We start from the raw sequence: 13278 nt of genomic DNA on the forward strand, positions 1-13278 counted from the left end.
TGGTTTTGACGCAAGCACTCCTTGAAAGAGTGGGTGCGTCAAACGATCCCCAGAAGGTCTTAAAATATTGTTAATTTCCCCCTAATTCCTCGACCTTCACTTTAACAAGTATCACCCCAGAACACTATGGCTATCGGCTACGTCGCGCTCGTACTTCACGCACATCTACCCTTCGTTCGTCACCCAGAAAGTGACTACGTGCTAGAGGAAGAATGGCTTTATGAAGCCATCACCGAAACATACATTCCCCTATTGAAAGTATTTGAAGGCTTAAAGCGAGACGGCATCGACTTTAAAATCACAATGAGTATGACACCGCCTCTTGTGTCGATGCTCCGCGATCCTCTATTGCAAGAACGCTATGACGCACACTTAGCCAAACTCGAAGAACTAACAGAACTGGAAGCCGAGCGTAATGCCCATAATGGACACATTCGTTACTTAGCGGAACACTATGCCACTGAATTTAACGAAGCGCGTCAGATGTGGGAGCGCTACGACGGTGATTTGGTGACGGCTTTTAAGCAATTCCAAGACACCAACAATTTAGAAATTATTACTTGTGGTGCTACCCACGGCTATTTGCCACTGATGAAAATGTATCCACAAGCTGTGTGGGCGCAAATTCAAGTAGCTTGTGAACACTACGAAGAAACTTTTGGTCGTCCACCCAAAGGCATTTGGTTGCCAGAATGCGCCTACTACGAAGGTTTGGAACGAATGCTGGCAGATGCTGGTTTACGTTACTTCCTCACAGATGGGCATGGTATTCTGTATGCTCGTCCTCGTCCGAGATTCGGTACTTATGCGCCAATTTTTACAGAAACTGGTGTTGCTGCTTTTGGTCGAGATCATGAATCTTCTCAACAGGTATGGTCTTCTGAGGTTGGTTATCCTGGTGCAGCAGAATATCGGGAATTTTACAAAGACTTGGGTTGGGAGGCTGAATATGAGTACATCAAGCCCTACATTATGCCCAATGGTCAACGGAAAAATACGGGGATTAAGTATCACAAAATTACCGGGCGTGGTTTAGGATTATCAGATAAAGCGCTGTATGACCCTTACTGGGCAAGGGAAAAAGCCGCAGAACACGCAGCTAATTTTATGTATAACCGCGAACGCCAAGCAGAGCATCTGTATGGAATTATGCAGCGTCCGCCGATTATTGTTTCACCTTATGATGCAGAATTGTTTGGTCATTGGTGGTATGAAGGGCCTTGGTTCATTGATTACCTGTTCCGCAAGTCCTGGTATGACCAAGGCACTTATGCTATGACTCATTTGGCAGACTATTTACGAGCAGAGCCGACGCAACAAGTCTGTCGTCCTTCCCAGTCTAGTTGGGGTTACAAGGGTTTTCATGAATATTGGTTGAATGAAACGAATGCTTGGATTTACCCGCATTTGCATAAGGCGGCTGAACGCATGATTGAAATATCCACCCTAGAACCGGAGGATGAATTAGGATGGCGAGCGCTTAACCAAGCAGCAAGAGAACTGCTGTTAGCGCAATCTTCTGACTGGGCATTTATTATGCGGACAGGAACAATGGTTCCTTATGCTGTCAGACGGACGCGATCGCACCTCATGCGCTTTAATAAGCTATACGAAGATGCGAAAATCGGCAAATTTGATAGTGGTTGGTTAGAAAAAGTCGAGTTGATGGATAATATTTTCCCCAATATTAACTATCGTCTTTACCGGCCTTTGTAATGAGTGCTGAGTATTCAGGAAAAAATACTAATACAGCGCAGCGTCAATAAACCACCCATTCCAAATCAATGAAACATTTACCCTGCATTAATTTTGACTTTTGACTTCACGGTGGTACTAGTCTCTAGTCTCTTTTTTTATAAAGACTTCCAAGCAAAACCCCCAGCACGAATTACTGGGGGTTTTATTACTATTACGCGAGTTAGCATTTTTGCTGTTACAAGAGCAGATTACAGCTAGCGTATCCCGAAATAAATATTTAGGGGCTTGAAACCCTGGATATTTGGGGAATTCCAGAATCTTTCTCCCTGGCCCCCGCTTCCTGCACAAGAGCCTCTTCTGTCAGGAACTATTCTAGTTCCCTACGTCCTTCTAAAGCTCTTGCTAGTGTAATTTCGTCTGCATATTCTAAATCTCCACCTACAGGCAAACCAAAGGCAATTCGTGTCACTTTAGTAAAAGGTTTGAGTAGTTGACCTATATAAAGTGTTGTTGTTTCTCCTTCAACACTCGGACTAATTGCTAAAATTACTTCTCGCGGTTTTTGCTGACTCACCCTCCGGACTAAAGCTTGGACAGTCAACTGTTCTGGGCCGATTCCATCTATAGGAGAAATTACTCCGCCTAAAACGTGATACTTACCTTTATACTCGCGGGTTTTTTCTAGTGCAATGACATCACGAGAATCAGCTACAACACAGATAGTGTTGTTATCTCTATTAACATTGCGGCAGATTTCACAAACTGGTTCAGCAGATAGGTGGAAGCAGACAGAACACAAGCCCACCTGTTTTTTTGCTTCAACTAAGGCTTGTGCCAGAGCCTCTACTTCTGCTTCTGGTCGCTTTAAAATGTGTAAAGCTAGTCGCTGGGCGGTTTTAGGACCAACTCCTGGTAGGCGTTGCAGTTGTTCAATTAACCGTGCTAAGGGGCGTGTGTAAACCGTTGTTTTATCTCCAGAATGTTTTTACGTTAACTATGATGGCATTTTTCCAGAATTTTGGATTACTCAGTAAACAGAAAAGTTATACAATCATCTATGGCCAGTCAGGAACCAAACAAAGCCAATCTCAAATCCAAAATTGGCACGATCAAGTAGACTATGAAATTACTTGACTTAATCTTTTTACCCCTAGTTGAATTTGCTGCTCATTTAGTTCAGCGTATCCAAAGATAAATTCACTACCAGGGCTATCTTTTAAATATTGAGGATATGCTGCGCCAATACCTACACCAGCAAGAGCAGCACGCTGGACTATTTCATTGTCATGAAGATTAGTATTTATTTTTACCATGAGGTGCATTCCGGCATTTTCTCCCAAGATTTTTACTCTGTCACCAAAATGAGAAATCAACGCGTGTACCAAAGTTTGTCTGCGTTGGTCGTAGAGCGATCGCATCCGTCTGATATGTCTTTCTAAATGACCTTCTGTAATAAAATCTGTGAGGGCGTACTGTTCCAATAAACTACATTGTCGGTCTGCTAACCATTTCCCACGGGCAAATACATATACCAAATTCTGTGGCAAAACTAAATAACCCAGACGCAAAGCAGGAAAAAGTACTTTAGAAAATGTGCCGACATAGATAACTGAGTTACCTTGGTCTAATCCTTGCAGAGCTGGTATGGGACGCTCACCATAACGATACTCACTATCATAGTCATCTTCAATAATCATCGCTCCTGATTTCTGCGCCCAAGCGAGTAACTCTAATCTGCGGGGAAGAGATAACACCGCACCTGTGGGAAATTGATGAGATGGGGTGACATAAACAAGTTTGACCTGAGGAATTATACTTTTTATTAATTCACTGATGATTAAACCAGACTGATCCACAGATACAGGAAATAAACTAGCTCCCTGGGCCAAAAAAGCTCGTCTAGCGCCTAAATAACCTGGTTCTTCTACAGCAATCCCATCACCCCTATCAATTAATATACGTGTAATTAAATCTAGTCCTTGCTGGGAACCACCAACAATAATGATTTGCTCTGCACTACAATTGACTGCTCTAGACCGAGAAAGATAAGAAGCGATCGCCTCTCGTAATGGTTGATATCCCATAGAGTCTTCCGTATAGTCAAGCACATCTGCATGAGAGTGACAATGGCGAGATATTAACTTACGCCACAAGTCTATAGGGAACTTATCAAAAGCTGGTCGCCCATAACTGAAGCTGATTTTTACGTCTGGTTCTGGAATACGTAAAAATGCTTGATCACTCAAACTTTCACCATAGGCTGATAGATGTATAGATGAGTTAGCAGGTTGTAATTTTGAGTCAATCGGTGCAGCACTAAGTAATTCATCAGGGAGTTGGCGACAGACAAACGTTCCCGAACCCATAATGGTTTCTAGATAACCTTCACTCAGTAATAACTCATAACTTTGAGTAACAGTGGCACGGGAAACACCGAGTAATTGAGCCAGCGATCGCGTTGAAGGCAGTTTTTGACCCGATGCTAATCTTCCCGAAAGAATAGCTTGGCGCAATTCCTCATAAACTTGGCGATACAAAGATAAGGGTGCGTGTGGATCAATACTAATAGCAAAATCCATGCTGAATTACGAATTATGGAGGAAATAAAGTGGACTGGTAATTTAACCAAAAAGTGGCACTTGTGTCATTCCACTTACCTGATTAATCTAACCATATAGAGTAGAAATTTTCAGTCATGACCCAACAAAAAGCCCCCAGTCAAAGAACGACCGTTAAACGTGTACCCCAACGAGCCGACTATGAACATCACACCATTTATCAAATTCTGGACGAAGGATTAGTCTGTCATGTGGGTTTTGTGGCGGACGGACAGCCTTTCGTGATTCCTACAGCCTACGGACGAGTTGAGGATACCCTATACATTCATGGCTCACCTGCTAGCCGAATGTTGAGAACCCTCCAACAAGGTATTGATGTCTGCGTTACAGTAACCTTAATTGATGGTTTAGTACTAGCGCGATCGGCATTTCATCACTCAATGAACTATCGCTCAGTGGTAGTATTTGGTAAAGCCACACTGGTAGAAAATGCAGAACAAAAATTAACTGCGCTCAAAGCCTTTACAGATCACGTTATTCTAGGGAGATGGGAAAAAGTGCGATCGCCCAGTCGTCAAGAATTAGCCGGAACTATAGTACTATCTCTACCGCTAACAGAAGCCTCAGCAAAAATTCGTACTGGTAGTCCCCTTGATGATGAAGCTGATTATCAAATACCTGTCTGGGCTGGAGAAATTCCCTTAAAATTGACTGCGGCCACACCCATAAATGATTCTCGCTTAGATTCAAGTATTCAAGTACCTGTAAATATTAGTAACTACACTAGACCACAAACAGGCGTTGCTTAAAGAAGGCACAAGGCACAGAGAGGGCAGAGGACAGATGGCGCAACTTCTCGTAGAGAAGGTTTTGTACATTTGGGGTATGTATCCCCAAATGTACAAGAGCCACCAAATTGAAAATTTGGTGGGGGTCTTAAACCCTTGCTTCCTCCGGTCGTAGCAGAGAAAAATTTGAACTCAGCACTCCCTACTCCCCATTCTCCACTCCCCTATTTATGGCTAAAGTTTTTGACCATATCACCAAAGAATTACAAGAGTTTATTGCAGATCAACACCTGTTTTTTGTAGCTTCTGCACCCCTAAGTCCTAATGGTCACGTTAATATGTCACCTAAAGGATTAGACTGTTTTCGCATTCTCTCTCACCATCAAGTGGCTTACTTAGACTTAACGGGTAGCGGTAACGAAACTTCAGCCCACCTCCAAGAAAATGGGCGAATCACTTTGATGTTCTGCGCTTTTGAGAAATCACCTTGCATTTTGCGCCTTTACGGAAAAGGAAAGACTATTTTACCCAGTTCCCCTGATTGGGATTCTTTGTACTCATTGTTTCCAGCAATCCCTGGAATTCGCCAAATCATCGTTGCCGATATTGAGCGCGTGCAAACTTCTTGCGGTTTTGGTGTACCACTCTATGAATATCAAGGTCAAAGACAGATTTTAGTGGATTGGGCAAATAAAAAAGGAGAGCAAGGAGTCAAAGACTATCAACAGCAGAAAAATCTTGTGAGTATTGATGGTCTATCGACTCCACTCAGTCAATTATCTCAAGACTGATGCAAATTTTTAAAACCAGCTGACAGAAACAGCATGGATGTGTAAAGTAGTTGAGGAACGTTTAACATATTTAATTTTTGACACATCCATCTATGGATAGGAAAACCAAACGCCTCTTATTGCTTGTGGCTTCTTGTAGTGTAGCAGGTGTAGTTTTAGGGGGAACCGCTAGTTGGGCCCAGAGCAATCTTTGCTTGCAAGCTGATAAAGTTACAAGTGAGTGCCTGACTCAAGACCCCATACAAGAAACTGTAGAAGGAATGAGTACAGGCTTATTAGCTGGGGCAGGGGCGGCTTTCGGTGTAGCATGGAATGTGCGTCACCAAGATTAAAAACGATAATTGCGATCGCGCACCCATAGACTCACGGGTACAGCATTACCCTGTGGGTCTACCTTAACTCTCACCGATAGAGGTCGTAACTGTCCATTTCTAGTTTGACGAGCATCGCGGAAAATGTCGTTATTTAACTGCTGGCGTTGTTCTTCTGGGATATTGTATGATTCCACACCATAGTTAATCAAACCGTTCTGGTAAACCCCTCTCAAAGCTACTTGATTATCTCGCAGAGACATAGGTAAATTGCTGCTGACACGCAAAGGTCGCCAAGCTCTGGGAACACCGTTACCAAGGGATTGCTGCTCTTGCAAAATCACATACAAATTAGTTCCTTCGAGTAGTTGCCGATTTCTCCCCCGATTTCTCCTAACTAACTCCTGCCAGCCAGGAAGCCTCCGCAAATTTGCAACACGAGATATGTTGTAATCTAGATTGAGCGTATAACCCTGCAATACATTACCAGGATTAGTCGGTAAAGTTTGTAATGTTACCTCTCTACCAGTGAGGTTGGTATACATTGCTTGAGTAGGCACTGACAAAATTAGCCCTGTTTGTAAAATTAGGGGCAACAATAAGCGCCAAAAAGGTAGAGGCTGATTGTATTTTTGCTCAGTAGCAGTTAAATAATCCCGAAAAGTCAATTTCTTGGAAAATTCAGTTTCGGGAGACCAAGTTTTATTTTTGCTAGATTCAGAAGTTTCACTTGCCATAAGCGTAGTCCTAGAAATAATAGATTTTGGGGAAACGGACATTGGACTTACGCAGAGTTGGGAGTCATCAATTCAAAATTAAAATTTTGCTCCCTTATTTTCTTCCCACTCCATCAACTTGATTTCTTACTAGAAGAACCAGTGAGACGATTTTCAAACCACATTCCGGCACTAATTAATATTGAACCGCACATCAAGAAGACCATTGACCTAAACAGTAAATCGGTGTTGTACTCTAACATCCGACTAATAACCAGTAAAGTTAACAATAGCATACCGCCCCAAAAAGAGCGTCTGTCACTTAACTTCATCCCTTCTTGAATTAGTCCCCAAGACAGCACAGCTAAAAGCACATTGAAAATAAAACTACCCAGGTCGCCAATGCGATTGACAGCTTGATGCCAGAACGGCACTACGATAATAAAACCCAGAAAAGTGGCAATCAAACCAGTATTAAAAACAACTTCCCGACGAGGAGGGTTACTTCTTTGACGTAAAAGAAACAACCATTGCAATACTGCTAAACCACTGAGAATACCCAAATCGATGATGGGTAAAGACAAGAAATTGTTGCTGTTGTTTGCTGACCCAAAGGAATTGGCAGAAAATCCTTGCCATTGCCAACGAAAGGAAAGAGCATAAAAGACTAACCCAAAAGCGATTAAAGCTAAGTTACGTGCTAGGGGTTGAAATAGCCTGTAATTTATGGTGGGAAATAGCAGATCGTCATAACTCCAGAATATTGCCGGAGGCAGAGCTAATGCAAAAGATGCCACCCAAGGAGCCACATCAGAAAAATTCAGCAATGGCAGAGGGTTGAGGTTAAATTGCAGGGAACTAGCAAAGAAAAAGGCTGCTAAGAAGAAAATCCACCGCGAACGGCAGAGGTAAGCCAAGGGTACAAACAATAACCATGATATTAGTGGCATATGGCGTACTGCTAGCCGCGCCCAACCCCACTCGCCGGAAGAGTACCACAAATCTCCTAGTCCAGTCCAATAGCCAATCTGTACAAGGACAATGGCCATAATTCCTAAGGAATTTAATGACAAGCCATAAGCCATGAAAGAAACACCAAATCCCCAGGCTAGAAATAGTTCAGGAATAGAACCGGTGATATTAAAAATTTGCGCCATAAGGATGAGGTTCGCACCCAGGATAAATGCCGCAAAAATTAATAATGCTTCTCCCAAGAAGCGCTTATTACGTTGGGACTTTTTCCCTTCTTTGCTATTGAGTGTCGGTTCTCTCCAGGTGTAAAAACCTGTGATACTGATGAAGAAAAATAAACTCATCATCAAGATGAATTTAACTTCTCGTGGCCAAGAGAACCAATTAGCAGCCGCAAAGGTAAAGACACCTATAACCAACAAGATACCGCCTACAGCGATCGCTATCATCATAAAGCGATCGCGTGCAGCAGTTTCTAGATTCTTAAATTGATAGCGATCGGCAATTTGTTGATACTGCGAAGCACTAATTATTCCTTCATCACGCCATAATTCCGCATCTCGCCGCAATCTTCGTTGAAAATTGTCAAAAAGCATGACTCTATCCACTGCGCTAGGGTAGTTTGGCAATTTTTTCGGATTTACGCATGGATATTGGGGCGTGCTGAGTGTTGAGTGAAGAATATAAAATTATGAGTTTTTATTCTCTATCTACTCCTCTAGTCCTCTACTTTCTCCCACTCCCCACTCCCTAGTATTATGAAGCCTAGCCACTTATAAGCATTGTTCTTCTGTAACAGTTTTACTAATGGAAAAACCATCAAATTTACTGCTTAAACTTGCACGACGTTTGTTTGAAACTCCTGATAAACAAGAAAAATTTATCGAGGCGTTAGTTGCTCCTCAACCTTTTAATCCCTGTATTCTTTGGTGTCAAAATCAGCCAGAACATTCACCTTTTTCCGTAGAATCTCCATTAAGTTGGCAACCACAATTTGTAGACCGTCTACATCTGGGAGAAAAACCAGGACAGCATCCTCTACATCATCAAGGATATTTCTATTGTTTGGATTTTTCATCTGTATTTGCAGCGTCTATTTTATTAACACTTCCCCAATCAGTACGTTTAATTTTTGATATGTGTGCCGCCCCTGGTGGTAAAAGTATTTTTGCTTGGCAAGCTCTGCAACCAGAATTAATTATCTGTAATGAAGTAATTGGTAAACGCTTGGGAATGTTAATTTCTAATTTAAAGCGTTGTCATATTAATCCTTGTATCGTAGTCAATAGAGATTCTATTATATTTGCAGAAAATATACCTTTTTCCAGTAATTTAGTATTGGTTGATGCCCCTTGTACTGGACAATCTCTATTAGCTAAAGGAGCAAAAGCACCTGGATGTTTTCACCCAACAGCTATTAATAAGAGTGCCAACCGCCAAAAGCGAATCATCGCCAATTCTGCACAAATTGTTGCCCCGCAAGGTTATCTTGCCTATATGACTTGTACTTATTCTCCTGAAGAAAATGAGCAAGTATGTGAATGGTTTTTGTCACGATTTCCCCAATTTCAAGCAATGAAAATAAATCATTTGCAAGAATATCAGTCACATTTAACTACTATTCCTTGTTACCGTTTGTTTCCACAAGATAGATTAGGTGCTGGTGCGTTTACGGTACTTTTTAAAAATAGCGCTGATGGTGAATGTAAGGAGTTTGATCAAGAAATTTTACAGGAGTTAGGTGTTATCCAAAAATTGTAATTTTATTATTATATTTTTTTTTCTCCTGGTGATTCTATGGTTAGTAAATATCAAAACCTCAAAGGACACAAATATTTATGTGTCTTTTGAGGTTGATTGAGAAGTGCAAGAGGAGGTTTTTCTTATCTATTATTATCTTGTTGTTCGTTAACGCTTCTATCAGCTGTATCTGGATAGACGGAACCGAATTGTTTTAGCGCTTCTCCAGATTCTTTAGCAATTCTTTTAGCTCTTTCCCCAGGAGCATCTTCTGTTTGACGAGCTTCTCTATTCCATTCTCCCGTGGTTTTAGGTCTATCAGCATCATCCTGATGGACAACTTGATCAAGCCTTCTGCTTACAGCATCACTACTGCGTCCAGATTCAATGCGAGAATCCAAATTTGTTGTTAGTAATAAAAACCCAACTAAGGCAATAGCGAAAAAACGCTTTACTTGAAACTCTTGAAATAGAAACTTGAGATTATCGATTACCTTAGAAATTAAATTTGCCATCTTCATACTCCATTAATTCTGTATCAATCTTTTTCACAAAGGCGGGATTTAATTGGTTAATTTGCAGTATGAATCATTGATTTTATCGAAATAAAACCTATCTGATTATTAACCAATTGATTTATCTCACCTCAACACTATTCAAACTTAGCAATAAAAAATTAGATACTCATCTAACAGAAGTTATAAATAATCTATTGACTAGGGAAGTTTTTTCAAATCCTACTTTATATTAAAGGAATAGGTTTTTATGACCAATAACCAAAATCTTGGGTGTAGTGTAGGTATATCTAATTGATCTGCCAAATTATAACCCACGGAAAATTTACAGGGAAATTAGATTGCGATCGCCTAACTGCTGTGATAGTCTACACCCCACAGGAGGCTTTGGCGCAGCGTCCCGCAGGGAACGTAGAATGATCTCCAGTCGGTCGGAGACCATCGCTTATCTGATAACCTCAAGCATGAAGGTTAGCTTGCTCTTGTAACCAAGGGTCTACGGGCTGTCCATCTTTACGGCGCAATTCAATTTCCACTGCGATTACTTCTTTAGAACCAGGAGGAGCAGGTTTTTGGTGAAAAATAACATCATATTCTAATGGATCATGATTCCTTTCTTTCAACCATTCATGTACTTTCGTAGTAGCAAAGAATGTTTGACCTTGCTCAAACATCCGGGTAATCTGCATTTGCAGCGTGTAAGGATTTATCCGACCCATAAGTTACTACCTTTTTTCAAAAATTTTCGGCACAGGCTAATTACCTGTTCACATAATCTGATGTTAGTTCAAATACAGGGTACTGCCTACTAATCAATGTAAGAGCTAATTTGTAAACTAAAGTAAAATACTTACCATGTAAGGGTTTCAGGAATTCGGGTTAATACAGCACTTATTCGCTGAAACTTAGACCTAGTAATGATTTGAATCTCCTTAAGATTTTCTTTACGAATCAGCTCTAAAGGTGAAATTTTCTAGTGCAATTGACCGCTTCGAGTTAGTCTTTACCAATGGTGACGGTAGAAGTTCGGTAAACCTCATAGCTTTCATTTGGTGATTAGTGGTCAAATTGAATCTATCTAAAGTGAAATTTGCAATACTTGCTAATTACGGTAAGCTCTAATATGAAACTTGTAAAGTAACCGTTAAAATTAAAACTAGGAAGTAATTGAGGAGCCACCAGGATGCAAGCAACATACGATTCTGATAAACGCAAATTGCTATCATCTCTGTGTCATGGGGCGATTTTCTTTAGTACAGCAATATTCTCGATTGGCGTTCCCATTGTCATTAACTTAATATCTGACGACCCAGTAGTTAAAAGTAACGCCAAAGAATCGATTAATTTTCACTTTAATGTTTGGTTCTGGGCTACTGTCATTGGAGTACCATTAGGGGTGCTATCTTGGCTTACCTTTGGTATTGGTGGAATTATATTCTTTCCCGTTGTTGCTCTAGGTTTTGCCTTACATTGGGGATTAACGATTTGGGCAATTCTGCATTGTTTCAGCAAATCTGATGAACCTTTCCGTTATCCTTTTATTTTTCGAGTTTTTTAATTTTATTAGCAGAATAATCAAGTTTGTTTTGGCAGAAGGGATGGTAATAATCGTCCCTTTTTTCATATAGTTTAATTGGCGATATGTTGTTTTACCCAGGTTCTAAATGCTTTCATGGTGGCATTTCTACCATCAATCTTACTACGCATCAAATATTCAGGAATCATTTGGGTAATAGGGAAATTGGGAAAACTACGACTTTGATTAGTTTCTACATATTTATCATCTACAAGTACGTTGATTTCTAGCCTACTTCCATTCCATCGCCACAATTCGGGAACTTTTAAAGCTTGATAATTATTGAAACGAGTCCGAGATGTAATATCAATTTCAATAGCTAAATCTGGTGGTGGATCAATTTCTAGATTGATTCTATTTTTTCCTCTGACTTTAGCTTCATTTTCAATATAAAAACAATCATCAGGTTCTACACCAGCATCCATGACTTCTTTCTCAAAAGTTGTAGAACCCAAACTCCGAAATTCAATATCGAGTTCTTCGAGTAGGATTTCCACTAAATTTCCAATTATTTTTTTGCTTACTTCATGTTCTGGTAATGGAGCTATTATTTCCAGCACCCCTTGGCTGTAAGATATCTTAGAATTGCGATTTTCTCCTAGTTCCGCCAAAATATTTTTGTATGTTGACCAAGAAATATCCTTCATCAATAACTGATGACCAGCCGGTACAATTAGTTGGTTGAGTTCTAGTAACATAATTTTTTACACTACCATTAGAATAGTAAATTCTATAGCTCAATTGTAGTGCGATATCTGGTGAACAATCATATAATACTGACTGGATATACAAGAATTGCTGAATCAAGTGTCGCAATAGTTAAGCCATGATGTAAAGATTGGCATATTAGCATTCTATCAAAAGGATCTTTATGTAACGATGGTAAACTAACGAGTTTAGCAACACTGCCTTCGTCTAAGTCAAGATTGGTAATATGATGGCGATCGCGCTGTTTGGGAATATAAATTTCAGGGGATTCGGGAAGTGGTAGTTTGCCTAATTGATATTTAACAATGCACTCCCATATCGAAACAACACTCAGATATACATCATTATCTGTATCACGGATTGTATCTCGAATATTTGTTGTTAGTTGATCATTACCACTGATAAACCACAAGAAAATATGAGTGTCTAGGATAAGTTTCATCTACCCTCAAATCCATTTATGATTTCTTTTGGCAAAGGCGCATCAAAATCATCAGGTACATAAAATTCTCCTGCACATAAACCAAATGGTCTTAGCTGTTTTTCAGTATTATCAATTGGTGTTATCCAGTGTCTAATAATGGCTTTAATCACATGAAAATAGGAATGTTCTAAAAATTCTTCTATTGCAGTTTCGCCACCTTCTTTCACAGCAGTAATTACTCTTTGTTTAATATCTGAATTGGTGGCAATATTGACATAGGAGATTTGCTCATGTTCAGTTGCGGTGGGATTAGTTTGCTCAAGCTGTTTAAGAAGACTCTGAATTTCAGCAGCAGCTTCAGCAAGATTTCGCTTTTGTACAGATAAATAAATGTGATGATTAGCTTGCTGGCTTGCATTATCTACAATTTTGTTGACCAAATTAAGGTCATTATTAGAATTTTCTGACATTATGCTTTCCA

At 40.3% G+C, this 13278-nt stretch carries 16 protein-coding genes; 7 read left to right on the forward strand and 9 right to left on the reverse strand.

Annotated features, from left to right (window positions below):
- Positions 1–126 precede the first annotated feature (126 nt).
- Positions 127–1716 (forward strand): glycoside hydrolase family 57 protein, encoded by a 1590-nt coding sequence (locus H6G18_RS11635; RefSeq protein WP_190407263.1) that lies wholly within the window; start codon positions 127–129, stop codon positions 1714–1716.
- A gap of 349 nt (positions 1717–2065) precedes the next feature.
- Here H6G18_RS11635 and recR read toward each other — a convergent pair whose 3' ends face one another.
- The gene (recR, locus tag H6G18_RS11640) at positions 2066–2623 is read right to left on the reverse strand and encodes a recombination mediator RecR (protein WP_199311654.1); all 558 of its coding nucleotides are present in this window, start codon (positions 2621–2623) and stop codon (positions 2066–2068) included.
- A gap of 193 nt (positions 2624–2816) precedes the next feature.
- Positions 2817–4277 (reverse strand): MocR-like pyridoxine biosynthesis transcription factor PdxR, encoded by a 1461-nt coding sequence (gene pdxR, locus H6G18_RS11645; RefSeq protein WP_190407264.1) that lies wholly within the window; start codon positions 4275–4277, stop codon positions 2817–2819.
- A gap of 116 nt (positions 4278–4393) precedes the next feature.
- On the opposite strand from pdxR, the gene H6G18_RS11650 reads away from it, so the two are divergent.
- From H6G18_RS11650 to H6G18_RS11660, 3 genes are all read left to right on the forward strand, one after another.
- Positions 4394–5065 carry a pyridoxamine 5'-phosphate oxidase family protein gene (locus H6G18_RS11650; RefSeq protein ID WP_190407265.1) on the forward strand — a complete coding sequence of 224 codons (672 nt, stop codon included), beginning with the start codon at positions 4394–4396 and terminating at the stop codon, positions 5063–5065.
- A 209-nt stretch (positions 5066–5274) separates the two neighbouring features.
- Positions 5275–5835 (forward strand): pyridoxamine 5'-phosphate oxidase family protein, encoded by a 561-nt coding sequence (locus tag H6G18_RS11655; protein WP_190407266.1) that lies wholly within the window; start codon positions 5275–5277, stop codon positions 5833–5835.
- 92 nt (positions 5836–5927) lie between these two features.
- Complete coding sequence (locus H6G18_RS11660) at positions 5928–6167, forward strand: hypothetical protein (RefSeq protein ID WP_190407267.1); 240 nt, start codon at positions 5928–5930, stop codon at positions 6165–6167.
- On the opposite strand, the gene H6G18_RS11665 is transcribed toward H6G18_RS11660, so the two are convergent.
- Both H6G18_RS11665 and H6G18_RS11670 read right to left on the reverse strand, forming a co-directional pair.
- A complete protein-coding gene (locus H6G18_RS11665; RefSeq protein ID WP_190407268.1) occupies positions 6164–6883 on the reverse strand; it encodes a GDYXXLXY domain-containing protein in 720 nt (239 codons plus the stop codon). The two genes, H6G18_RS11660 and H6G18_RS11665, sit on opposite strands and share 4 nt — an antisense overlap.
- A 113-nt stretch (positions 6884–6996) precedes the next feature.
- Positions 6997–8430: a DUF2157 domain-containing protein gene (locus H6G18_RS11670; RefSeq protein ID WP_190407269.1), complete on the reverse strand. Its 1434-nt coding sequence runs from the start codon at positions 8428–8430 to the stop codon at positions 6997–6999.
- Positions 8431–8641: 211 nt separating this feature from the next.
- Between H6G18_RS11670 and H6G18_RS11675 the strand changes: the two genes are divergently transcribed.
- Positions 8642–9595, forward strand: coding sequence for an RsmB/NOP family class I SAM-dependent RNA methyltransferase (locus tag H6G18_RS11675; RefSeq protein WP_190407270.1), 954 nt, complete (start codon positions 8642–8644; stop codon positions 9593–9595).
- Positions 9596–9717: 122 nt separating this feature from the next.
- On the opposite strand, the gene H6G18_RS11680 is transcribed toward H6G18_RS11675, so the two are convergent.
- Entirely contained in the window at positions 9718–10089 is a 372-nt protein-coding gene (locus tag H6G18_RS11680; protein ID WP_190407271.1) for a hypothetical protein, read from the reverse strand.
- Between the two features lie 294 nt (positions 10090–10383).
- Between H6G18_RS11680 and H6G18_RS25030 the strand changes: the two genes are divergently transcribed.
- Positions 10384–10509, forward strand: coding sequence for a hypothetical protein (locus H6G18_RS25030; RefSeq protein ID WP_277875585.1), 126 nt, complete (start codon positions 10384–10386; stop codon positions 10507–10509).
- 38 nt (positions 10510–10547) lie between these two features.
- Here H6G18_RS25030 and H6G18_RS11685 read toward each other — a convergent pair whose 3' ends face one another.
- Positions 10548–10808 carry a hypothetical protein gene (locus H6G18_RS11685; protein ID WP_190407272.1) on the reverse strand — a complete coding sequence of 87 codons (261 nt, stop codon included), beginning with the start codon at positions 10806–10808 and terminating at the stop codon, positions 10548–10550.
- Positions 10809–11272: 464 nt separating this feature from the next.
- Between H6G18_RS11685 and H6G18_RS11690 the strand changes: the two genes are divergently transcribed.
- On the forward strand, positions 11273–11647 hold the full coding sequence (locus tag H6G18_RS11690) for a DUF4870 domain-containing protein (RefSeq protein ID WP_190407273.1): 375 nt from the start codon (positions 11273–11275) through the stop codon (positions 11645–11647).
- 71 nt (positions 11648–11718) lie between these two features.
- Here H6G18_RS11690 and H6G18_RS11695 read toward each other — a convergent pair whose 3' ends face one another.
- From H6G18_RS11695 to H6G18_RS24730, 3 genes are all read right to left on the reverse strand, one after another.
- Complete coding sequence (locus tag H6G18_RS11695; protein WP_190407274.1) at positions 11719–12363, reverse strand: Uma2 family endonuclease; 645 nt, start codon at positions 12361–12363, stop codon at positions 11719–11721.
- A gap of 68 nt (positions 12364–12431) precedes the next feature.
- Positions 12432–12815 carry a type II toxin-antitoxin system VapC family toxin gene (locus H6G18_RS11700; RefSeq protein WP_190407275.1) on the reverse strand — a complete coding sequence of 128 codons (384 nt, stop codon included), beginning with the start codon at positions 12813–12815 and terminating at the stop codon, positions 12432–12434.
- Positions 12812–13267, reverse strand: a complete 456-nt coding sequence (locus H6G18_RS24730) for a hypothetical protein (protein ID WP_242040279.1) — start codon at positions 13265–13267, stop codon at positions 12812–12814. The genes H6G18_RS11700 and H6G18_RS24730 overlap by 4 nt, the downstream gene beginning before the upstream one ends.
- Between the last annotated feature and the right edge of the window lie 11 nt (positions 13268–13278).

It is taken from the genome of Anabaena subtropica FACHB-260 (assembly GCF_014697105.1).
In the GTDB taxonomy this organism is placed as follows: Bacteria; Cyanobacteriota; Cyanobacteriia; order Cyanobacteriales; family Nostocaceae; genus Trichormus; species Trichormus subtropicus.